The following is a 20,894-nucleotide window of genomic DNA, read 5'->3' on the forward strand; positions in this document are numbered from 1 at the left end:
CCTCCAGACCTCCCGGAGTATTTTCGGAACAGTGAAGTAGGGGCCTGATGCAAAGGGTGTACCTGGACTGGAATGCCACGGCGCCTTTGCGGCCCGAGGCGCGCGATGCGATGATCGCCGCGATGGCGGTCGTCGGGAACCCCTCTTCCGTCCATGCCGAGGGGCGGGCGGCCAAGGGGATCGTCGAAAAGGCCCGCGCCCAGGTGGCGGCGGCGCTGGGGGCCGAGGGGGCCGACGTGATATTCACCTCGGGCGCGACCGAGGCGGCGGCGCTGGCCTGTGCGGGCCGGGGGCTGATGGGCGCGGCGGTCGAGCATGATGCCGTGCGCGCCTGGATCGACGAGGCGCTGCCGGTCGATGCGGATGGCCGGGTGACGGTCGTCGATCCGGCGCGGTCGGTGTTGCAGGCGGCCAATTCCGAGACGGGCGTCTTGCAGGATCTGCCCGAGGGGCTGGCGGTCAGCGACATGACGCAGGCCTTCGGCAAGGTGCCGCTGGCCTTCAACTGGTCGGGCGCGCAGATGGCGCTGGTCTCGGCCCACAAACTGGGCGGGCCCAAGGGCGTGGGTGCCCTGGTGGTCAAGCGCGGCACCGAGGTGCCGGCGCAGATCCGGGGCGGCGGGCAGGAAATGGGGCGTCGCTCGGGCACCGAGAACGTGATCGGGATCGCGGGTTTCGGCGCCGCTGCCGAGGCAGCCGCGCGGGACCTGGCGGATGGCACCTGGGAGCGGGTCGCCGCAATTAGAAAGATTCTAGAAAACGTGCTTGCGTCCGAAGCGAAGGAGACTATTTTTGTCGGAAATGCTTCTGCGCGGCTGCCGAACACCACGATGATCCTGACGCCCGGATGGAAGGGCGAGACCCAGGTGATGCAGATGGACCTTGCGGGGTTCGCCGTATCCGCGGGCTCGGCCTGTTCCAGCGGCAAGGTCAAGGCCAGCAACGTTTTGCAGGCCATGGGGTTCGATGACGTGGCGGCGGTCAGCAGCCTGCGCATCAGCCTGGGCCCGCAGGTGACCGAAGCGCAGGTGATGCGGTTTGCCGAGGCCTGGCTGGCCCAACGGGCGCGGTTCGTGGCGCGGCGGCGGGGCTGACGTGACGTGGCGCGGGGACGCGCCGACAGGGATTGACGGGGCTGCGCGAGGCCCCGAGAAGGGCGCCGGCAACGGGGCCCGAATGCGACAGGACGCGGGGCCGGTCCCCGCGAGGAAACGATCAGCCCCGGTACGCGGGGCCCGAGGAAAGGACGCCGACATGGCCATGACGGACGAGACCCAGGTCAAGGAAGGCGTCGACCAGCAGACGGTGGATGCCGTGCGCGAGGTCGGCGGCAAGTACAAGTACGGCTGGGAAACCGAGATCGAGATGGATTACGCCCCCAAGGGCCTGACCCCCGATATCGTGCGCCTCATCTCGCAGAAGAACGAAGAGCCCCAGTGGATGACCGACTGGCGCCTGCAGGCGCTGGAGCGCTGGGTCAAGATGGAAGAGCCCGACTGGGCCATGGTCGATTACCCCGAGATCGATTTCCAGGACCAGTATTACTACGCCCGTCCCAAGAGCATGGAAGTGAGGCCCAAGTCCCTGGACGAGGTCGACCCCAAGCTGCTGGCGACCTATGAAAAGCTGGGCATCCCGCTGAAGGAACAGATGATCCTGGCCGGGGTCGAGGGCGCCGAGGACATGCCGGCCGAGGGCCGCAAGGTGGCCGTGGACGCGGTGTTCGACTCTGTCAGCGTCGGCACCACCTTCCAGAAGGAGCTGAAGGCCGCGGGCGTCATCTTCTGCTCGATCTCCGAGGCGATCCGCGAACACCCCGAGCTGGTGCGCAAGTACCTCGGGAGCGTCGTGCCCGCGTCGGACAATTTCTATGCCACGCTGAATACGGCCGTGTTCAGCGACGGATCGTTCGTCTACGTTCCGCCGGGCGTGCGCTGCCCGATGGAGCTGTCGACCTATTTCCGCATCAACGCCGAGAACACCGGCCAGTTCGAACGCACGCTGATCATCGCCGACAAGGGCTCTTACGTCAGCTACCTTGAGGGCTGCACGGCGCCCCAGCGCGACAAGTCGCAGCTGCACGCCGCCGTGGTCGAGATCATCATCGAGGAAGATGCCGAGGTGAAATACTCGACCGTCCAGAACTGGTATCCGGGCGACGAGAACGGCAAGGGCGGGATCTACAACTTTGTCACCAAGCGCGCCGATTGTCGGGGCGACCGGGCCAAGGTGATGTGGACGCAGGTCGAAACCGGCTCGGCCGTGACCTGGAAGTATCCCAGCTGCATCCTGCGCGGCGACGACAGCCAGGGCGAGTTCTACTCCATCGCCATTGCCAACAATTACCAGCAGGCCGATACCGGCACCAAGATGGTCCACCTGGGCAAGAACACCAAGAGCCGGATCGTGTCCAAGGGGATAAGCGCGGGCCATGCGCAGAACACCTATCGCGGGCTCGTGTCGATGCATCCCAAGGCCAAGAACGGGCGCAACTACACCCAGTGCGACAGCCTGCTGATCGGCGACAAATGCGGGGCCCACACGGTGCCTTATATCGAGGTGCGCAACAACTCGTCCCGCGTCGAGCACGAGGCGACGACCTCCAAGGTCGACGACGACCAGCTCTTCTACTGCCGCCAGCGCGGCATGGATGAGGAAGAGGCGGTTGCGCTGGTCGTGAACGGCTTCTGCAAAGACGTGCTGCAGGCGCTGCCGATGGAATTCGCCATGGAGGCGCAGCAGCTTGTGGCGATCAGCCTCGAAGGCTCGGTGGGCTGACAAGGGGCTTCCCATGACGGGTGCGATGGATCTTCCCCTGACCCAGAAGACGGGGCCGGATTACTTTGACCTGCGCGAGACGCTTGGCCGTCTGGCGCAGGGCGCAGCCGTGGAATTTCCCCCCATGAACGTCGTCCGCGCGCGGATCGAGGAGCGGGACGTCACCTTTTGCTGCAACATGCACCGTGACCCGATCCAGAAGAAGCACCGGGCGGGCACGTTCTTCGAGGCCGAGGAACTGTCACAGCTGCGGGGCCTGTTGCCGCGCGGGATGCGGATGCTGGACGTGGGCGCGAATGTGGGCAACCATGCGCTGTTCTTCGCCCTTTTCCACGGCGCGACACGCATCGTGGTGATCGAACCCAACCCGCTCGCCTTGGCGCCGCTGGTCGCCAACATCGTCATGAACGGGGTTCAGGACGTGGTGGACATGTCGGCGCTGGGGATCGGATTGTCGAACACCTCGGAAGGGGGCTTCGGCATGAAGCGGCATGACCGCAACCTGGGCGCCACGCGGATGCGGCCGGGCAAGGGCGATCTGCAGGTGCATGCGGGGGACGACCTCTTTGACGGCGAGGACTTCGATTTCATCAAGATCGACGTCGAAGGGATGGAGATGAAGGTGCTCGCCGGGCTCGAGAAGACGATCCAGCGCTGCAAGCCCATGATGTTCATCGAGGTGGACGACGACAACGCCGAGGCGTTCAGCGTCTGGCTTTCCGAGGCCGGCTACCGCACCCGCAGCCAATTGCGCCATTACGGCGTGAACGAAAACTACCTGATCGAACCGATCCCGGAGGACGCGACATGATCCTGACGACGACCCACAACGTAGAAGGTCGCAAGATCGCCACCTACCACGGCATCGCGGTGGGCGAGGCGATCATGGGGGCCAACGTGGTGCGCGACTTCTTTGCCGGGATCACGGACATCATCGGCGGCCGCTCGGGCGCCTATGAAAGCAAGCTGCAGGACGCGCGCGACACCGCCATGCGCGAGCTGGAACAGCGGGCCGCGGCGATGGGGGCCAATGCCGTCGTCGGCGTTGACCTGGATTACGAGGTGGTCGGGGATTCGATGTTGATGGTGTCCGTCAGTGGCACCGCCGTCACCCTGGCCTGAGAGATAAAAGGGGCCTGGCCCCCGCGCGATAAAGGACGAGATACATGTTGGAAATCAAGAACCTGCACGTCAAACTTGAAGAAGAAGACAAGCAGATCCTCAATGGTGTGAACCTGACGGTCGAGGCCGGCAAGGTTCATGCCATCATGGGCCCCAACGGGTCGGGCAAGTCGACGCTGAGCTACGTGCTGTCGGGCCGCGACGGCTACGAGGTGACCGAGGGCAGCGCGACGCTGGAAGGCGAAGACCTGCTGGCGATGGAAGTCGAGGAGCGCGCCGCCGCCGGCATGTTCCTGGCGTTCCAGTACCCGGTCGAGATCCCCGGCGTCGGCAATATGACCTTCCTGCGGACAGCCGTGAACGCGCAGCGCAAGGCGCGCGGGCAGGAGGAGATGTCGGCGACCGAGTTCCTCAAGGTCGTGCGCGAAAAGGCCAAGACGCTCAAGATCGACGCGGACATGCTCAAGCGCCCCGTGAACGTCGGTTTCTCGGGCGGCGAGAAAAAGCGCAACGAGATCCTGCAGATGGCCATGCTCGAGCCCAAGATGTGCATCCTGGACGAGACGGATTCCGGCCTTGACGTGGACGCGATGAAGCTGGTCAGCGATGGCGTGAACGCGCTGCGCGACGAGGGCCGGGGCTTCCTTGTCATCACGCACTACCAGCGCCTGCTCGACCACATCAAGCCGGACGTGGTGCACATCATGGCGAACGGCCGGATCATCAAGACCGGCGGGCCAGAGCTGGCGCTTGAGGTTGAGCACAACGGGTATGCCGACATCCTGGCGGAGACCGCGTGATGGCCCTTCCCAAGCTGAAAGCGGACGCGACCGAGGCGCGGCTGGCAACGCTCGAGCTGCCGATCGGCGGCTGGACCGACACGGCCCGGCGAGAGGCGCTGGCCCGCGTGCAGGCGATGGGCCTGCCCGCGCGGCGCGACGAGTACTGGAAATACACTCGCCCCGACACTCTGGTCGCCCCCGAGACGCCCGAGGCCCAGGTCTACGAGATGGATGAGCAGCTGCTCTTCGACGAGGTCGACCGCCTGTGCCTTGTCTTCGTGGACGGTGTCTTCGACGCCGAGGCCTCGGACGAGATCGCGGGCGAGGGGCTCGAGATCACGCGCCTGGCCGAGGTGGCCGGCGCAGATATCCATTGGGCGCAGGGCCTTTACGGCACGCTGGAAGCCGCCGGCCAGGTCCCGGTGCCGCGCACGCTGGCCGCGCTGAACACCGCCTTTGCCACCGACGGCGTGTTGATCCGCGTTACCGGCAAGGTCGAAAAGCCGATCCTGCTGCGCTACTTCCACCGTGCGACGACCTCGGACGCGATGCTGCACCACGTCATCAAGCTGGAACCGGGCGCCCAGATGACGCTGCTGGAAAACGGCCCCGCCGCCGCGCGGTTCAACAAGGTGATGGAGGTCGAGGTCGCCAATGGCGCCACCTTCCACCATGTCCGCGCGCAGGGCCGCGACCACCAGCGCCGCGCCGCCACGCATATCTTTGCGCGGCTGGGTGCTGAATCGGTCTTCAAGTCCTTCACCTCGACCGCCAACGGAGTGCTGACCCGCAACGAGGTCGTAGTCGAGTTCACCGGCGACGATGCCGTGGCCCATGTGGCCGGCGCCTGTGTCGGGGATGGCGATTTCCTGCATGACGACACGGTGTTCATCACCCATGACGCGGTCGGTTGCGAAAGCCGGCAGGTGTTCAAGAAGGTGCTGCGCAACGGCGCCACGGGTGTCTTCCAGGGCAAGATCCTGGTCAAGGCGGGCGCGCAGAAGACCGACGGCTACCAGTTGAGCCAGTCGCTGCTGCTGGACGACGACAGCCAGTTCTATGCCAAGCCCGAGCTTGAGATCTACGCCGATGACGTGGCCTGTTCGCATGGCTCCACCTCGGGCGCGATCGACGAAACCGGCCTCTTCTACCTGCGCTCGCGCGGGGTGCCTGAGGGGCTGGCGACCGACCTGCTGACGCTCGCCTTCCTCGCTGAAGCGGTGCAGGAGATCGAGGACGAACGCCTGCAGGAATGCATCAACACCCGCCTCAGCGAGTGGCTGGAGCGGCGTCGGGGCTGATGTCTCTGACGCAGGATATCGCGGCCACCTGGCGGGGTCCCGGCCGGGTGGTTGCGCGTCTCATGACGCTCGAGGCGCGCGAAAGCCGCGCGCTTTACTTCCTGATGATGGCCAGCATCCTGCTGTTCGTGGCCCGCGCCCCGACCGAGGCGCGGATGGCGGCGCTGGACCCCGAGGGCCCGCCGCTTCCGGCGCGGCTGTTCTTTTCGGCGCTTGGCATCCTCGCCTTCGTGCCGATGCTGGCCTATGGCTTTGCGGCGCTGAGCCACGGCGTCGCGCGGCTGCTTGGTGCCGGGCAGGGCGGCTTTTCCGGCGCGCGGCTCGCGCTCTTCTGGGCGCTCCTGGCGATCTCTCCGCTCACGCTGCTGATGGGGCTGGTCGCGGGCCTTGTGGGCCAGGGGATGGAGCTGTCTCTGTTGCTTTACGCCTGGCTGGGCGTCTTCGCCTGGTTCTGGATTGGCGGCCTTCGGGCCACGAACGCGGTGGGGCAGGCGGCATGAACGCGGTTCAGGACTGGGTGCAGCTGGCGATCCGCAGCATTGCCGACCCGCGCGCGGCGGGGGCCGAGGTCAAGCACCTGCCGTCCGCGCTGACATGGCCGGCCTTCTGGCTGGTCGCGATCCTGGGCGGCGTGTCCACCCAGCTCAGCCTGTATCTCACCCCGATCGAGGGCTTCCCGACCCTTGGCGGCCCCGTTGGCTTTGTCGCCTTTGTCGCGGCGGGCATGATGGGGCTGGTTGCCGCCTTCACCGCCTCCGGGCGGCTTTTCGGCGGCACCGGCACGTTCGAGCAGTTGCTGGCCGTGGTCACCTGGATGCAGGGCCTGCGCGTCACCGCGCAGATCACGCTGCTGATCGGCAGCCTCGTGCTGGGCGACGCCTTTGCCTTTCTTGTGGGGGTCCTTGTCATGCTGATCGGCGTATGGGTCGCCGTGAACTTCGTCGCCGCGGTGCACGAGATCGAGCCGGTCCCGGCCCTGATCGCCGTGGTGCTGGGTGGCATCGCCGTTGCCATCCTTCTGTCTTTCCTCTGGTCGCTTGCCGCGCCGCAAATGTCGGAGCTTCCCCTTGCTTGACGTCGAAAAGATCCGCGCCGATTTCCCGATCCTGTCGCGCGAGGTGAACGGCAAGCCGCTGGTTTACCTCGACAATGGCGCCTCGGCGCAGAAGCCGCAGGTGGTGATCGACGCGATCACGCAAGCCTATTCGCAGGAATATGCCAACGTGCACCGCGGCCTGCATTTCCTGTCGAACCTCGCCACCGAGAAATACGAGGGCACGCGCGCGATCATCGCCCGGTTCCTTGGCGTTCGGGATGAGGACGAGATCGTGATGAACTCGGGCACGACCGAGGGGATCAACACGGTCGCCTATGGCTGGGCAATGCCGCGCATGGAAGCCGGCGACGAGATCGTGCTGTCGGTGATGGAGCATCACGCCAACATCGTCCCCTGGCACTTCCTGCGCGAACGGCAGGGCGTGGTGCTGAAATGGGTGGATGTGGACGCCAACGGCGATCTCGACCCGCAGAAGGTGATCGACGCCATCGGGCCCAGGACCAAGCTCGTCGCCGTCACGCAGCTGTCGAACGTGCTGGGCACTGTGGTGGACGTCAAGGCGATCTGTGATGGTGCGCGGGCCAAGGGCGTGCCGGTGCTGGTCGACGGCAGCCAGGGCGCCGTGCACATGCCGGTCAACGTCAAGGAAATCGGCTGCGATTTCTACGCCATCACCGGCCACAAGCTTTATGGCCCCTCGGGTTCGGGCGCGATCTACATCGCCAAGGAGCGGATGGCCGAGATGCGCCCCTTCATGGGGGGCGGCGACATGATCCGCGAGGTGACCAAGGATGCCGTCACCTACAACGACCCGCCGATGAAGTTCGAGGCGGGCACCCCCGGCATCGTGCAGACCATCGGCCTTGGCGTTGCGCTCGAGTACATGATGGAGGTGGGGATGGACAACATCGCCGCCCACGAGACGCGCCTGCGCGACTATGCCCGCACCCGGCTGGACGGGCTCAACTGGCTGAACGTGCAGGGGAAATCCGCGACCAAGGCGGCGATCTTCAGCTTCACGCTGAACGGGGCGGCCCATGCGCATGACATCTCGACCATCCTCGACAAGAAGGGGGTCGCGGTGCGCGCCGGCCACCATTGCGCCGGCCCGCTGATGGATCACCTCGGGGTCACGGCCACCTGCCGCGCGTCATTCGCGATGTACAACACCGAGGCCGAGGTCGACGTTCTAGTCGATGCGCTCGAACTGGCGCACGAGCTTTTCGGCTGATCTTGCCTCCGTATGTCGGGGTCGGCGGCGCATCCCGGCAGAGCCGACTGCGGCGGCCCGGTGCCGCAGGGGGATCGCCACATCTTGCGCAAGGCGCTCACTTGGGATCAAAGTGTCGTCGCTGTGTTTCACGAAGGATTCCCCATGTCGGACACCAAGGCCAGGATCTACGCCCTGCTCGAAAAGTATTCCAAGAAGGCCGGCCCGATCGCGCCGGACGACAAGATCTTTGGCGACGGGCTGAACATGGCCTCGATCTCGTTCACCGAATTCGTGCTTGAATTCGAAGACGAGTTCGGCGGCGAGGACCTGGTCGATGACCTCGGGGCCGACATCAAGACCGCCGGGCAGCTGGTGGACAAGCTGGCCAGCATGGTCGAGTGAACGGTTTGGCGTGGAACCAGAAAGCCCCGGTCGTACTGCCGGGGCTTTTCAGTTCAGCGTGCATGCGAGGAACTCGGGCGCGCACGTAGCGGGTTAACGGCGTTGAGCTTTCTCGATCCGGCGGGGGTCAATCCGCGACCACGGCGTCCACTTCGATCTCAACAAGCCATTCGGGGTTCACAAAGCGATTGATTGCCATGATCGTGTCAACCGGACGCGCATCGAGGCAGTAGAGTTTTCGCGCCTCTATGGCGTCTTTCCAGGTGTCGATGTCCGTCAGGATGACCCGTGTCCTGACGATGTCCTGTAAACCGGACCCGGCTAGTTCCAATGCGGTCTTGATGATCTCGAAGCATTGCTTCGTTTGCTTGAAAACATCCCCGACACCCACAGTTTGGCCGTTGGCGTCGACCGGCGCAGTGCCACCGACCGCGATGAAGTTTCCCACGCGGACAGCGCGGCTAAACCCCACGATACTCTCCATGGGGTTCCCGTTGGATATCAGTGTACGTTCCTGTCCCATGAAATCTCCTCCGGCACATCTTTCGGAGGAAGAGTATCATTTTGCAGCGTCCAAGTATTCATCCATGCAAACCTGTCGGCGGCAGCGTCGTCCGCGTGGCCGACATCCATGGCCAGCTGTCCGCGAGAATGCCCGGGCGAGCTGGCGCCCGACAGTGCGGTGTGCCTGCTTGGCCAAGAGCTCAAGGCTGACCCGTTTCCTGCGAAAGGGCGGCCCCGGCGCTATTCTGTAGCATGGGAACGAAGGGTCAGGCCTCGGCTTCCAGCCCTTGCTTCTCGTAGGCCTCGACCAGCAGGAACCGTTTCACCTTGCCCGAAGGCGTGCGGGGGATCTCCGGAACGGCCATCGAGATCGACGGGATCTTGTAAGGCGTCAGGCGCGAGGTGCACCAGTCGACGATCTCGGAATGGGTCGGGGCGGGCTTGCCCTCGTGTCCGATGACAAAGACGGCGGGCACCTCGCCCATCTCTTCGTCGGGGATGCCGGCCACGGCGCAGTCGCGCACGCCGGGCATCTGCAGCACGCATTCCTCGATCTCGACCGGCGCGATGTTCTGGCCGCCTCGGATGATGATCTCTTTCAGCCGCCCGGTCACGGTGAGATAGCCGTCGCGGTCGTAGCGCGCGAGGTCTCCGGTGTGATACCAGCCGCCGCGCAGCGCGCGGGCGGTGTCCTCGGGGCGCTTGTGGTAGCCGGTCATCAGGTTCGGGCCGCGCACGATCATCTCGCCTTCCTCGCCGTAGGACTTGTCGACGCCGGTCTCGGGATCGACCACGCGGACCATGACGCCCAGGATCGGGATGCCGCAGCTGCCCGGCACGCGTTTGCCGCCCAGCCAGTTGATCGTCGCCTGGCCCGCCGTCTCGGTCGAGCCGAAGCCGTCGAGCAGCGGCACGCCCAGCTCTTCCTGGAACTTGTTGAACAGCGCCGGCCCCAGCGGCGCGCCGGCCGACATGCAAAAGCGCAGGGAGGACAGGTCGGACAGCCCGTGCTCTTCGGCATGGAGCAGCATGTGATGGTACATGGTCGGCACGCCGAAGGCGACGGTGGCCTTTTCCTCGGCGATGCGCTTGACCATCTCGCCGGGGGTGAAGCGACCGATGATATAGGTCGAGGCGCCCTGCGCCACCGTCGGGATCACGCAGCAGAAGAGCGCGAAGGCATGCAGCAGGGGCAGGGGGCAGACCATGACGTCGCGGTCGCTGAGGCCGAGGATCGGCGCCATGCAGCCGGCATTCATGTAGACCGCCGAGTAGCTGCGCAGTTGCACGCCCTTGGGATTGCCCGTGGTGCCCGAGGTATAGCCGAGGAAGGCCAGCGCCTGCAGGTCCTCGACCGGCAGCTCGATGTCGCGCGGGGTGGCGACGATCTCGCGGAAGGGCAGCTCGGCGTCCTTGGGCTTGTCGGTCACCAGCACGGTGTCGATCGGCACCTCCTCGAGCCCCGCCAGCAGCTCGCGCCGCCCGGCCCGGGTGATGATCGTGCGCGTCTCGGCATCGGTCATCTTGAAGGCGACTTCCTTGGCGACTGCGTCGTAGGGCATTGCCATGCAGGTCAGCCCTGCGCGCACGATCCCCAGCATCGACACCACCTGGTCGACCGAGTTCGGCAGCAGTACGGCGACGTTGTCCCCGGGTTCGAGCCCCAGCGCGCGCAGGCCCTTGGCCAGGTTCTCGGTCTCGGTATCGAGCTCAGCAAAGGTGATACGCCGGTTTCGGTCGGCAAAGGCCATCTTGTCGGGGCGCTGTTCGGCCTGGGCCCGGATCAACGCGCTGATGGGCTTGATCTTGTCGACGTCGATCATGGGTCTGTTCCTTCGTGCCGGCCGGCTGTCTTTGCGTCACGCTACCCTGCGCGGCGGTCCTTGTCATGCGTCAGTTCGGGTCCGGGCCGAAGTTTGCACCCCCCTGCCTTTTCACGCGCCACACAAGGCCGAAGGGGCTTGCATGCGCCAGATGGCTCTTGTACGAGGTCGCGCAGGCACCCGTAGCTCAGCTGGATAGAGCGCTGCCCTCCGAAGGCAGAGGCCACAGGTTCGAATCCTGTCGGGTGCGCCACCTTCTCATTGACAGGTCTCGGCGCTGCGTCTGGTTCATGCGCCCATGTGCGTAGGCCCGGCACTTCCGTTGCCGGGGCCAAAAGCTGCTATGCCGTGGTTCGGATACAGGAACGGCCCGACGAAATCGGGCCTGTGTTCGGTCAACGCGCTCGCGCATATCCCCGAGCGGTCGGCGGCAGCGGCGGTCGCATTCCTTGCTCCGCGCTCCGGGCGCATCGCCCGAAGGGCGGAGCAGGACGGTGGATCACCCCTCCATCGCCTCCAGCTCGTCGATGAAGCCTTCGATCATCGACAAGCCCTTGTCCCAGAAGGTCGGGTCCGACGCGTCGAGGCCGAAGGGTTCCAGCAACTCCTTGTGGTGCTTGGACCCGCCCGCCTTGAGCATGTCGAAATACTTCTCCTGGAAGCCCTCGGGCGCCTCCTGGTAGGCCGCGTACAGCGCGTTCACCAGGCCGTCGCCGAAGGCATAGGCATAGACGTAAAAGGGCGAATGCACGAAATGCGGGATATAGGCCCAGAAAGTCTCGTACCCGTCCATGAAATCGAAGGCCGGCCCGAGGCTTTCGGCCTGCACCGACATCCACAGGGCGTTGATGTCGTCGGGGGTCAGCTCTCCGCCCCGGCGCGCCTCGTGCAGCTTGCACTCGAAATCGTAGAATGCGATCTGGCGCACGACCGTGTTGATCATGTCCTCGACCTTGCCGGCCAGCATCACCTTGCGTTCCGCCTGGTCCTTGGCCTTGTCGAGCATCGAGCGGAAGGTCAGCATCTCGCCGAACACGCTTGCCGTTTCGGCCAGCGTCAGCGGGGTTGAGGACAGCATCTCGCCCTGACCGGCGGCCAGCACCTGGTGCACGCCATGGCCCAGCTCATGCGCCAGTGTCATCACGTCGCGCGGCTTGCCGAGGTAGTTGAGCATCACGTAAGGATGCACCTCGGTGACGGTGGGGTGGGCAAAGGCGCCGGGCGCCTTGCCAGGCTTGACGCCCGCATCGATCCAGCCCTTGGTAAAGAACGGCTCCGCGATCTCGGCCATGCGGGGATCGAAGCCGGCATAGGCGTCCATCACTGTCTTCTGGGCCTCGTCCCAGCCGACGATGCGGGTGGTTTCCATCGGCAGCGGCGCGTTGCGGTCCCAGACCTGCATCCGGTCCAGGCCAAGCCACTTGCGCTTCAGCTCGTAATAACGGTGGCTGAGGCGCGGGTAGGCGGCGACCACCGCGTTGCGCAGCGCCTCGACCACCTCGGGTTCCACGTCGTTCGACAAGTGCCGGCCCATCTGGGCCGAGGGCATGCCCCGCCAGCGGTCGATGATCTCTTTCTCCTTGGCCGAGGTGTTGTGCACCCGGGCAAAGATCTTGATGTTCTCGGCAAAGACGCGGGCCAGTTCGCGCGCGGCGGCCTCGCGCTGGTCGCGGTCCTGTTCGGTCAACAGGTTCAGCGTGCCCTCGATGCCGAGCTCTTCGCCGTCGACCTCGAAGGTCAGCCCCGCGATGGTCTCGTCGAACAGCTTTTCCCAGGCGTCGCCGACCACGCCGAGGTCATGCAGGAACTTTTCCAGCTCGTCCGACAGCTGGTAGGGTTTCATTGCACGGATGCGGTCGATGACCGGCTTGTACCGCGCCAGCTCGCCGTTTTCCGCAAAGCGGGTGTCCAGCGCGTCGTCCTCCAGCCGGTTCAGCTCGAGCGTGAAGAAGACCAGCGGCGTGGTGTAGTTGGTGATCTTTTCCTGCAAGTCCGACAGGAACTTGGCCCGTTCCGCGTCGGTGGTCAGCTGGTAGTAGCGCAGGCCCGCGTAGGACATGATCCGGCCCGCGACCGTGCTGATGCGTTCGTTGCGCAGGATGCACTCGAGCATCCCGTCCGCATCCAGATCCGCCAGCTTGCCCTCGTAATCCGTCGCGAAACTGGTGCAAGCCTCTTCCAGCCAGTCGAGGTCACGCTTGATCTCGGGCGCATCGGGCGCGGCGTAGAGATCCGCGAGGTCCCACTCGGGCAGATCGCCCAGGTCCTTTGTGCTGGAGGAAGCATTGGCGTCGCGCACGGGGAACGGCAGGTGGAACATGGTCTCTCCTATCGGAAGTCTGTTGTCCCGAGGTAGACCCCCATGCGCCCCTGTTCAAGGGCCCGAGCGCGGGGGCAGGGGAATGCGCCCCGTCAGCAGGCCCATCCCGGCGGCGATCAGGGCAAAGCCGGCAAAGGCGCGGGGCGGCAGGGCTTCGCCCAGCACCAGCGCGCCAAGGACGATCGCGATGGGCGGGATCAGGAGGGTGACCAGCATCAGGTTGCCCGCGCCCGCCAGCGCCAGCACGCGGTAATACAGCAGGTAGGCCAGCGCCGTGGCCGCCCCGGCGTAATAGGCGATGGCGGCGAGGGTGGTCGTCGAGAGCGTGAGCTCGGGCGGGCCTTCCAGCGCAAGGGCCGCCGGAATGGCGATCAGCGACGCGCAGGTCAGCATGCCGGCCGCCGCCACCTCGGGGCGCAGGCCCGACAGGTGCACGCGGGCCCAGGCGCTGGCAAAGGCGTAAGAGATCGTGCCCGCCAGCACCGCCAGCTGCGCCAGGCTGCGCAGGTCGAAGCTCGCCAGCGCCTCGGGCCCGATGGCCAGGGCTACGCCGCCAAGGCCGGTCAGCACGCCGGCAAGGCGTGCGGGAGTCAGCCGCTCGTCCGGGAAAATCGCCGCCGCCACCAGCACGCCGAAAAGCGCGGTGGCGGCGTTCAGGATCGAGGTGAGCCCACTTTCGATATAGAGCTGCCCCCAGGCCATCAGGCCAAAGGGGATCACGTTGTTCAGCAGGCCCATGCCCGCAAAGCCGACCCAGTCCCGCGCGGCGGGCAGCGGGATGCGGCGCCACAGCACCCAGCCCCACAGGATCAGCGCCGCCCAGACCGTCCGATGCGCCACGGCCCAGAGCGGGCCGATCTCGTTCAGCGCCAGCCGGATCGACAGGAAGGACCCGCCCCACAGGAGGGCGAGCAGAAGCAGCAGCGCCAGCGCGCGTGCAGAGAGGATCTTTTGCGGGGCCATGCCGGCATATGGCGCTCAGGCCGGGGTGGCGCCAATCCGGTTCCTGCGGGTCTCGTTGAGGATGTTGTAATAATTCCCGCCAAAGATCAGCGCCGCGCCAAGGATCACCCAAGGATCCAGCGGCTCGTCGTAAAGGACCATGCCGACGATGGCGATCACCGGCAGGCGGGCAAAGTCGATCGGCATCACGACCGAGGCCGGGGCCAGCGACAGCGCCTTGGTCAGGCACAGGTGCGCGACCAGCCCCGCGCAGGCGATCAGCGCCAGCCAGGGCGCGGTGGTGGCCGAGGGCAGGGCGATGTCGCCGTCAAAGCCCGCGCAGACCAGGCCGAAGACCGCCTGCATCGCGGTGAGCCAGAAGAGGATGGTCGTGATCGTCTCGGTCCGTGTCAGCAAGCGCGTGAAGACGGCCGAGACGGCAAAGCCGATGGCCGCCAGCGCCGGAAAGACGATGTTCGGGTCGAACCCGTCGCCCCAGGGCCGCGCCACCACGAGGATGCCGACAAAGCCGATCCCGGCGGCGACGATCCGCGCGCGGGTCAGCGCCTCGCCCAGGATCACGACGGCCATCAGCATCGCCCAGATCGGCGCCGTGAACTCGACCGAGAAGACCTGCGCCAGCGGTACCACGGTAATGGCGTAGAACCACAGGTTCTGGCCGGCGAAATGGCCCAGGTTGCGGATCGCATGGGTGCCGAGTCGCGTGGCCCGGATCTGGGACCGCGTGCCCAGCAAGGTCGAGACCGTCAGCACCAGCACCACGCCCACGAGGCTGCGATACATCATGATTTCAAAGGTATCGAGCTCGAAGCTCACCGCGCGGCCCGCCACCGCCATGGACGAGAAGGACGCAATCGCACCCGTCATCCAAAGCGCGGCCTTGAGAGTATGCGACATGCGCCTGTGGTCCTTTTCTCCGCCTTGGAACATGCCCGTAGCATGCAAATCGCGGCGGCGCGAGGGGGGACGTTACCGCGGCGCGGGCAGGAGCGGGATCAGCGCCTCGGCGATGCGGGTGGCGAAGGCCGGGCTGGGGTGGTTGTCGTCTCGGTAGAGCGGCTGGCCGTTGTCCTCGGCCGCGCAGCGCCCGGTCGCCTCGGAACAGACCAGCGGGCCGGTGCGCAGGACCGAGAGGCGCGGCAGCGTCTCGGCCGCGTCCAGCAGGGCGTCAAGCGGAGCATTGGCCGCGCGGCGTCGCGCGAGGTCGGTGGTGACGGGCGTGCGGTCATCGGTGAAGCGGTCGCGCTTGAAGATCCGGGAGGGCACGTCCCAGCCCGGTTCGGGGATCTGGTCGATGACGATGACATCCCGCGCCTCGGCCCAGCGGGCGAGGGTCAGGCCAAGGTGCGCGTCGAGCGACATCGGGGGTCCCTCGGCCACGGCGATGTCAAGGTGATAGGCCCCGTCCACGCCGCCCTCGCCGTTGTCATAGGGCTGGCCTGTCAGGTAGAGCCGCCAGCGCGCAGTCAGCACCACGGGCGCATCTGTCGTCGCGATCACGTCGTCCAGCGCCGCGCGGAAGCCCGCGCAGCTGGGCGTGTCGGGTTCCTGTGTGACGCCCGGGACCGGGTAGCAGCCGAGGTTCGACAGGGTGATCAGCCGCCGGCCGTGGCTTGCCAGCACCGCGCGCATCGCCTTGGACATCGCCCCGGCATGCGAGTCGCCGATCATCAGCACGCTGTCCGGCCCGGGCTGGCAGGCCCGGACCCGTGCGGCAATGCTCTCGCCCGCGCCCAGGTCATCGGCGAGGATGTAGCAGGGGTCGCGGTCTTCCCAGCCGGTCGTCACGGCCTCGACCCGGGCCGCCACCGGCGCGCGGTCGGGAAAGCCGTCGGCGCGCAGCGACACCATGCCCGCCACGCAGGTCGCCCCCAGCACCAGCGCCGAGGCGCGAAAGAGCCGTTTTTGCGGCAGCGACCGGAAGGCGCCGGTGCGGAAGGGCTGTTCGACCAGCCACCAGGTCAGCCCCGCCAGCGCCAGCGACAGGGCCGACAGCCCCAGCATCACCGGCAGCGACGGCGCATCCATCAGCCGCAGTCGCGCCAGGGCAAAGACCGGCTGGTGCCAGAGGTAGGCGCTGTAAGAGATGAGCCCGATCCCGACAAACACCCGGAGAGTCAGCAGCTTGTGCACCAGAGTCCCCGGTTGCGCGCACAGCAGCACGGCCACGGTCCCCAGTACCGGCACCAGCGTCCAGGCACCCGGCGTCGGTGTGGTCTCGTCAAAGACCACCATCGCGGCGCAGATCGCTGCCAGCCCCAGCAGGCTGCCCGCCTGCGCGACGGATCCGGAGGGGGCGGCAAGCCGGCGCAGCCACAGCGCGGCCAGCGCGCCGGCCATCAGCTCCCACGCGCGGGTGTGCAGCCAGTAGAAGGCGGTCGATTGCGCATGCCCCACAGTCCAGATCGCGGCGGCAAGGCTCGCCACGGCGATCAGCGCCAGCACCAGCGCGACGTTGCGCTTCCAGATCAGCCACAGCAGCGGCGGGTAGAGGATGTAGAACTGCTCTTCGACGGCCAGCGACCAGGTGTGCAGCATCGGCTTCAGCTCGGCCGAGGTGTTGAAATAGCCGGTGCCGGACCAGAACTGGATGTTCGAGGTGAAGGTCGCCACCCCCACGAGGCTGCGCCCGAGGTCGGCCAGCCGCGCGGGCTGCATCCAGGCCCAGGCGAAGGGCAGGGTGGCCAGGATCACGACCACCAGCGCCGGCAGGATGCGCCGCGCCCGCCGTTCGTAGAACCGCGCGATGGAGAAGTCGCCGGCGTCCAGTTCGCGCGCGAGGATGCCGGTGATGAGAAACCCCGAGACGACGAAGAAGACATCGACGCCGAGGAATCCGCCCGGTACGCCCAATAACCCTGCGTGAAACAGGATCACCGGCAGCACGGCCAGTGCCCTCAGCCCGTCGATTTCCGGCCGATACTTCATGCCGCCCCCGTTTCCGTTCCGGGGACAGTCGCGCGGCAATTGGGCGAATTGATGGCCCGGGCGGTGCCATGGCAGGGCGATTGCGCCTCGGCGCGTCACGGCAGGTGTGCGACGATCGCTTGAGCCACGGAATCGGCCAGCAGCGCGGACGGGTGGTTGGTGTCCCGATAGAGTGGCACGCCATCGACCTCATTCGCACATCGGCCCGTCGTCTCGGAACAGACCAGCGGCGCCGTGCGGACCCGTGTGACGTTGGGGGCGCTGACGAGTGCGTCCAGCCAGCTGTTCACCCGCGCGTTCGCAGCGCGATACCGGGCATGGCTGGTGGAGAGCGGGGCGTTCTTGACGCCGCTCATGGCCATCTTCTGCAATTGACGCGGCACGTCCCAGCCGGCTTCGGGAATCTGGTCCACGATCACCATCGGGGTGGCCTGGCTCAGCTCAAGCAGGCGCTCAGCGGCATAGGTGTAGACATCCGCCGACGGATCATCGGCCACGACATTCTGCGCAGCGCCGCCCAGTTCAACGCCGCCTTCGCCATTGTCATAGCGGTCTCCGTCGAGGCCCAGGCGCCAGCGTGCCATCAACACGCGAGGGGCGGGGTAAGGCGCGGTGGCCGTGTAGACCAGCGCTTTGAACGCGAGGCAGGTTCCGGAATCGTCCGGACGGACAAGGCCCGGAACCGGCATGCATCCGGGATCGACCAGCGTGATCAACGTTTCGCCCCGCTCCGCGAGGCGTCGGCGCAGATGCGCCGAGACCTCGATCGCGTGAGAATCGCCTATCAGGTACACGGTCCGCCCGGGATCGTAGCAGGCTTCCAGGATCTCCCGAAGGCGGCTGTCTGTCTGCGCGTCGATGTTCCGAAGATGGCACGCATGGCTGTCAAGACTGCGCAGGCCGGCGCCGCTGGCTTTCTGGAACGCCTCGTTCCCGGCGAACCGCCCGGGAAGGCCTTGCGTGACGCTGGCCAGCTGACCCAACCCGATGAATCCAAGCAGGCAGCCAATCGTCAGGACGACTACGGCCCGGGTGCCGGTCCGATGCGCCACGGCGCCCGAGCGGAACGGCTGTTCCACGAACTTCCACGTCAGCGCGGCCAGAATCAGCGCGCTGACCGCCAAGGCGAGCATCGTTTGATCCGAGGGATGCAGCAGGGCGCGGTGCCGGGCGAAGGCAAAGAGCGGCTGGTGCCAGAGATAGGCGCTGTAGGAGATCAGTCCGACGGCCACGACAGGGCGCCAGGACAGGACCCGATGACCGATGGTGCCGGGAACCGCGCCCCAGATCACCAGGGCCGTCCCTGCGACCGGGGCGAGCGTATAGGCGCTTGGGAAGGGCACCGTGTCATCGTACAGCACGACGCTCAGCGCAATCAGCGCAAGCCCGGCCAAAGACGCCAACTCGGCGATGCGGCCGCGTGTCTCTGCGGGCCTGCTCATGGCAACCCATGCACCCAGCAAAAGCTCCCAGGCGCGTGTGTGCAGGAAGAAGAAGCTTTCATCAGGGTCGCGTGCGGTCGTCACCAAGGCGGCGCCGAAACTTGCCAGGGCCAGCACCGCCACCGCCACGCGCATATGCGACCGCGCATACCGCCAGAGGCCCAGCAGCAGGACGGGATAGAGGATGTAGAACTGCTCTTCGACGGCGAGGCTCCAGGTGTGGAGCAGGGGGCTCAGCTCGGCCGCGGGCGCGAAATAGTCCTGGTTGTTGGCGAAATGGACGTTCGAGGTGAAGGTCGCGACGCCGATCAGGCTCTGGGCGAAATCCCGCAGCTCGGTCGGCGGCAGCCAGAGGTAGGCAAAGGGCAGGCAGCAGGCCAGGACCAGAAAGAGCGCGGGGAAGATCCGCCGCGCCCGGCGCGCGTAGAAATCGCCAAAGCTGAAGCGGCCGGTCCGGTGCTGCTCGACCAGGATCGAGGTGATCAGGAAGCCCGAGATGACGAAGAAGACGTCGACCCCGACGAAACCGCCGGAAAACCCTGCAATGCCCGCATGGTAGAGGATCACCGGCAGAACGGCCACGGCCCGAAGGCCGTCAATTTCGGCTCTGTACTGCATGGGTCATGCCCTCTTGCCTGGGGCCAGCACGGGGCAGTCCGGGCCGCCCCGCCCCGTATCCGGTCATTCCAGCTCGATCGTGCCCGGCGGCTTCGAGGTGCAGTCGTAGAAGACGCGGTTGATGCCCTTCACCTCGTTGATGATCCGGGTCGAGGTCTCGCCCAGGAACTCGTGGGTGAACGGGTAGTAATCGGCCGTCATGCCGTCGACCGAGGTGACCGCCCGCAGCGCCAGCGCGTAATCGTAGGTGCGCCCGTCGCCCATCACGCCCACGGTCCGCATCGGCAGGATCGCGGCAAAGGCCTGCCAGATCTCGTCGTAAAGGCCATGCTTGCGGATCTGGTCGATGTAGATCGCATCGGCCTTTCGCAGGATCTCAAGCTTGTCGCGGGTGATCTCGCCCGGGCAGCGGATCGCAAGGCCCGGCCCGGGGAAGGGGTGGCGTCCGATGAAGCTGGCCGGCAGGCCCAACTCGTGACCCAGCGCGCGGACCTCGTCCTTGAAGAGCTCGCGCAGCGGCTCGACCAGTTTCAGCCCCATCTTCTCGGGCAGGCCACCGACGTTGTGGTGCGACTTGATCGTCACGCTTGGCCCGCCGGAAAAGCTTACCGATTCAATGACATCGGGGTAAAGCGTGCCCTGGGCCAGGAACTCGGCCCCGTCGATCCCGTCGGCGTATTTCTGGAACACGTCGATGAAGAGCTTGCCGATGGTCTTGCGCTTGGTCTCGGGATCCGAAACGCCCTCGAGCGCGCCCAGGAACAGATCGCTCTCGTCGGCGTGGATGAGGTTGAGGTTGTAATTGTCGCGGAACATGGCCACGACCTGCTCGGCCTCGTTCAGGCGCAGAAGGCCATGGTCGACGAAGACGCAGGTGAGCTGGTCACCGATCGCCTCGTGCAACAGGATACCGGTGACCGAGCTGTCCACGCCGCCCGACAGCGCGCAGATGACCTTCTTGTCGCCGACCTGCTCGCGGATCTTGGCGATCATCTCCTCGCGGTAGGCGCCCATCGTCCAGTCGCCGGTGAAGCCCGCGATCTTGACGAAGTTCTCGTACAGCGTCGCGCCGTTCGGGGTGTGGTGCACCTCGGGGTGGAACTGCACGGCGTAGAAGCGGCGGTCGAGATCGGCGGTCATGGCAAAGGGCGCGCCGGGCGAGGTGCCGTAGACCTCGAAGCCGGGGGCGATCTCGGCCACGTGGTCGCCGTGGCTCATCCAGACCTGTTCCTTGCCGGTGGCGTCCAGGAACCAGCCGTTGAAGAAATCGGTGGTCTTGCCGGTGGGCGTGACATAGGCGCGGCCGAACTCGGCGGTGGCATGTTCGCCCGCCTCGACCCGGCCGCCCAGGTCATGCATCATCACCTGCTGGCCGTAGCAGATGCCCAGGATCGGCACGCCCATCTCGTAGGCCGCTTTCGGCGGGCGGGGCGAGCCTTCGCGCATCACCGAATCCGGGCCGCCGGAGAAGATGATCGCCTTGGGCGCGAACTCCTTCAGCGAGGCGTCGGTGACGTTCTGGTAGGGGTGGATTTCGCAATAGACGTTCAGCTCGCGCAGGCGGCGCGCGATCAGCTGCGTCACCTGGGATCCGAAGTCGATGATGAGGAGGCGGTCATGCTGGGTCATGGCTTTGCCATT

General features: G+C 66.3%; 18 protein-coding genes and 1 tRNA gene. 11 read left to right on the plus strand and 8 right to left on the minus strand.

The genetic code is table 11. The annotated features are described in order from the left end of the window. Positions 1-47: 47 nt before the first annotated feature. The 10 genes from MF270_RS07230 to MF270_RS07275 all read left to right on the plus strand — a co-directional run bounded on the left by MF270_RS07230 (position 48) and on the right by MF270_RS07275 (position 8,655). Positions 48-1,094, plus strand: a complete 1,047-nt coding sequence (locus tag MF270_RS07230) for a cysteine desulfurase family protein (protein ID WP_238365205.1) — start codon at positions 48-50, stop codon at positions 1,092-1,094. 160 nt (positions 1,095-1,254) lie between these two features. Then, positions 1,255-2,778 (plus strand): Fe-S cluster assembly protein SufB, encoded by a 1,524-nt coding sequence (sufB, locus tag MF270_RS07235; RefSeq protein WP_238365206.1) that lies wholly within the window; start codon positions 1,255-1,257, stop codon positions 2,776-2,778. Between the two features lie 25 nt (positions 2,779-2,803). Continuing rightward, positions 2,804-3,589: an FkbM family methyltransferase gene (locus tag MF270_RS07240; RefSeq protein WP_238365207.1), complete on the plus strand. Its 786-nt coding sequence runs from the start codon at positions 2,804-2,806 to the stop codon at positions 3,587-3,589. Further along, a complete protein-coding gene (locus tag MF270_RS07245) occupies positions 3,586-3,900 on the plus strand; it encodes a heavy metal-binding domain-containing protein (protein WP_238365208.1) in 315 nt (104 codons plus the stop codon). Before MF270_RS07240 ends, MF270_RS07245 begins: the two co-directional genes overlap by 4 nt. A gap of 44 nt (positions 3,901-3,944) precedes the next feature. Further along, entirely contained in the window at positions 3,945-4,700 is a 756-nt protein-coding gene (gene sufC, locus MF270_RS07250) for a Fe-S cluster assembly ATPase SufC (RefSeq protein WP_238365209.1), read from the plus strand. After that, entirely contained in the window at positions 4,700-5,983 is a 1,284-nt protein-coding gene (locus tag MF270_RS07255) for a SufB/SufD family protein (protein ID WP_238365210.1), read from the plus strand. Before sufC ends, MF270_RS07255 begins: the two co-directional genes overlap by 1 nt. Further along, the gene (locus MF270_RS07260; protein WP_238365211.1) at positions 5,983-6,483 is read left to right on the plus strand and encodes a YIP1 family protein; all 501 of its coding nucleotides are present in this window, start codon (positions 5,983-5,985) and stop codon (positions 6,481-6,483) included. Before MF270_RS07255 ends, MF270_RS07260 begins: the two co-directional genes overlap by 1 nt. Continuing rightward, complete coding sequence (locus MF270_RS07265; protein WP_238365212.1) at positions 6,480-7,058, plus strand: Yip1 family protein; 579 nt, start codon at positions 6,480-6,482, stop codon at positions 7,056-7,058. Before MF270_RS07260 ends, MF270_RS07265 begins: the two co-directional genes overlap by 4 nt. After that, positions 7,051-8,271, plus strand: coding sequence for a cysteine desulfurase (locus tag MF270_RS07270; protein ID WP_238365213.1), 1,221 nt, complete (start codon positions 7,051-7,053; stop codon positions 8,269-8,271). The genes MF270_RS07265 and MF270_RS07270 overlap by 8 nt, the downstream gene beginning before the upstream one ends. Before the next feature lie 144 nt (positions 8,272-8,415). Continuing rightward, the gene (locus MF270_RS07275) at positions 8,416-8,655 is read left to right on the plus strand and encodes an acyl carrier protein (RefSeq protein WP_238365214.1); all 240 of its coding nucleotides are present in this window, start codon (positions 8,416-8,418) and stop codon (positions 8,653-8,655) included. Positions 8,656-8,782: 127 nt separating this feature from the next. Here MF270_RS07275 and MF270_RS07280 read toward each other — a convergent pair whose 3' ends face one another. Continuing rightward, on the minus strand, positions 8,783-9,178 hold the full coding sequence (locus tag MF270_RS07280; RefSeq protein ID WP_238365215.1) for a RidA family protein: 396 nt from the start codon (positions 9,176-9,178) through the stop codon (positions 8,783-8,785). 247 nt (positions 9,179-9,425) lie between these two features. Continuing rightward, a complete protein-coding gene (locus MF270_RS07285) occupies positions 9,426-10,982 on the minus strand; it encodes a class I adenylate-forming enzyme family protein (protein WP_238365216.1) in 1,557 nt (518 codons plus the stop codon). 176 nt (positions 10,983-11,158) lie between these two features. On the opposite strand from MF270_RS07285, the gene MF270_RS07290 reads away from it, so the two are divergent. After that, a tRNA-Arg gene (locus tag MF270_RS07290) sits at positions 11,159-11,235 on the plus strand. 246 nt (positions 11,236-11,481) lie between these two features. On the opposite strand, the gene MF270_RS07295 is transcribed toward MF270_RS07290, so the two are convergent. From MF270_RS07295 to guaA, 6 genes are all read right to left on the minus strand, one after another. Next, complete coding sequence (locus MF270_RS07295) at positions 11,482-13,302, minus strand: M3 family oligoendopeptidase (protein ID WP_238365217.1); 1,821 nt, start codon at positions 13,300-13,302, stop codon at positions 11,482-11,484. A gap of 54 nt (positions 13,303-13,356) precedes the next feature. Further along, a complete protein-coding gene (locus tag MF270_RS07300) occupies positions 13,357-14,265 on the minus strand; it encodes a DMT family transporter (protein ID WP_238365218.1) in 909 nt (302 codons plus the stop codon). Between the two features lie 15 nt (positions 14,266-14,280). Beyond that, complete coding sequence (locus MF270_RS07305) at positions 14,281-15,162, minus strand: DMT family transporter (protein WP_238365219.1); 882 nt, start codon at positions 15,160-15,162, stop codon at positions 14,281-14,283. A 72-nt stretch (positions 15,163-15,234) separates the two neighbouring features. Beyond that, positions 15,235-17,193 (minus strand): acyltransferase family protein, encoded by a 1,959-nt coding sequence (locus tag MF270_RS07310; RefSeq protein WP_238365220.1) that lies wholly within the window; start codon positions 17,191-17,193, stop codon positions 15,235-15,237. A 95-nt stretch (positions 17,194-17,288) separates the two neighbouring features. Further along, entirely contained in the window at positions 17,289-19,253 is a 1,965-nt protein-coding gene (locus tag MF270_RS07315) for an acyltransferase family protein (RefSeq protein WP_238365221.1), read from the minus strand. Positions 19,254-19,316: 63 nt separating this feature from the next. Continuing rightward, positions 19,317-20,882 carry a glutamine-hydrolyzing GMP synthase gene (guaA, locus tag MF270_RS07320; protein WP_238365222.1) on the minus strand — a complete coding sequence of 522 codons (1,566 nt, stop codon included), beginning with the start codon at positions 20,880-20,882 and terminating at the stop codon, positions 19,317-19,319. Positions 20,883-20,894: the final 12 nt, after the last annotated feature.

Origin of the sequence: Mesobacterium pallidum (genome assembly GCF_019966535.1) — a bacterium.
Lineage (GTDB): Bacteria > Pseudomonadota > Alphaproteobacteria > Rhodobacterales > Rhodobacteraceae > Mesobacterium > Mesobacterium pallidum.

Coding starts and splice junctions, on each gene's coding strand:
- MF270_RS07230 (WP_238365205.1), top strand. CDS start 48: ATGCAAAGGGTGTACCTGGACTGGAATGCCACGGCGCCTTTGCGGCCC.
- MF270_RS07305 (WP_238365219.1), bottom strand. CDS start 15,162: ATGTCGCATACTCTCAAGGCCGCGCTTTGGATGACGGGTGCGATTGCG.
- MF270_RS07260 (WP_238365211.1), top strand. CDS start 5,983: ATGTCTCTGACGCAGGATATCGCGGCCACCTGGCGGGGTCCCGGCCGG.
- sufC (WP_238365209.1), top strand. CDS start 3,945: ATGTTGGAAATCAAGAACCTGCACGTCAAACTTGAAGAAGAAGACAAG.
- MF270_RS07280 (WP_238365215.1), bottom strand. CDS start 9,178: ATGGGACAGGAACGTACACTGATATCCAACGGGAACCCCATGGAGAGT.
- MF270_RS07300 (WP_238365218.1), bottom strand. CDS start 14,265: ATGGCCCCGCAAAAGATCCTCTCTGCACGCGCGCTGGCGCTGCTGCTT.
- MF270_RS07295 (WP_238365217.1), bottom strand. CDS start 13,302: ATGTTCCACCTGCCGTTCCCCGTGCGCGACGCCAATGCTTCCTCCAGC.
- MF270_RS07240 (WP_238365207.1), top strand. CDS start 2,804: ATGGATCTTCCCCTGACCCAGAAGACGGGGCCGGATTACTTTGACCTG.
- MF270_RS07315 (WP_238365221.1), bottom strand. CDS start 19,253: ATGCAGTACAGAGCCGAAATTGACGGCCTTCGGGCCGTGGCCGTTCTG.
- MF270_RS07275 (WP_238365214.1), top strand. CDS start 8,416: ATGTCGGACACCAAGGCCAGGATCTACGCCCTGCTCGAAAAGTATTCC.
- MF270_RS07285 (WP_238365216.1), bottom strand. CDS start 10,982: ATGATCGACGTCGACAAGATCAAGCCCATCAGCGCGTTGATCCGGGCC.
- sufB (WP_238365206.1), top strand. CDS start 1,255: ATGGCCATGACGGACGAGACCCAGGTCAAGGAAGGCGTCGACCAGCAG.
- MF270_RS07255 (WP_238365210.1), top strand. CDS start 4,700: ATGGCCCTTCCCAAGCTGAAAGCGGACGCGACCGAGGCGCGGCTGGCA.
- MF270_RS07265 (WP_238365212.1), top strand. CDS start 6,480: ATGAACGCGGTTCAGGACTGGGTGCAGCTGGCGATCCGCAGCATTGCC.
- guaA (WP_238365222.1), bottom strand. CDS start 20,882: ATGACCCAGCATGACCGCCTCCTCATCATCGACTTCGGATCCCAGGTG.
- MF270_RS07245 (WP_238365208.1), top strand. CDS start 3,586: ATGATCCTGACGACGACCCACAACGTAGAAGGTCGCAAGATCGCCACC.
- MF270_RS07310 (WP_238365220.1), bottom strand. CDS start 17,193: ATGAAGTATCGGCCGGAAATCGACGGGCTGAGGGCACTGGCCGTGCTG.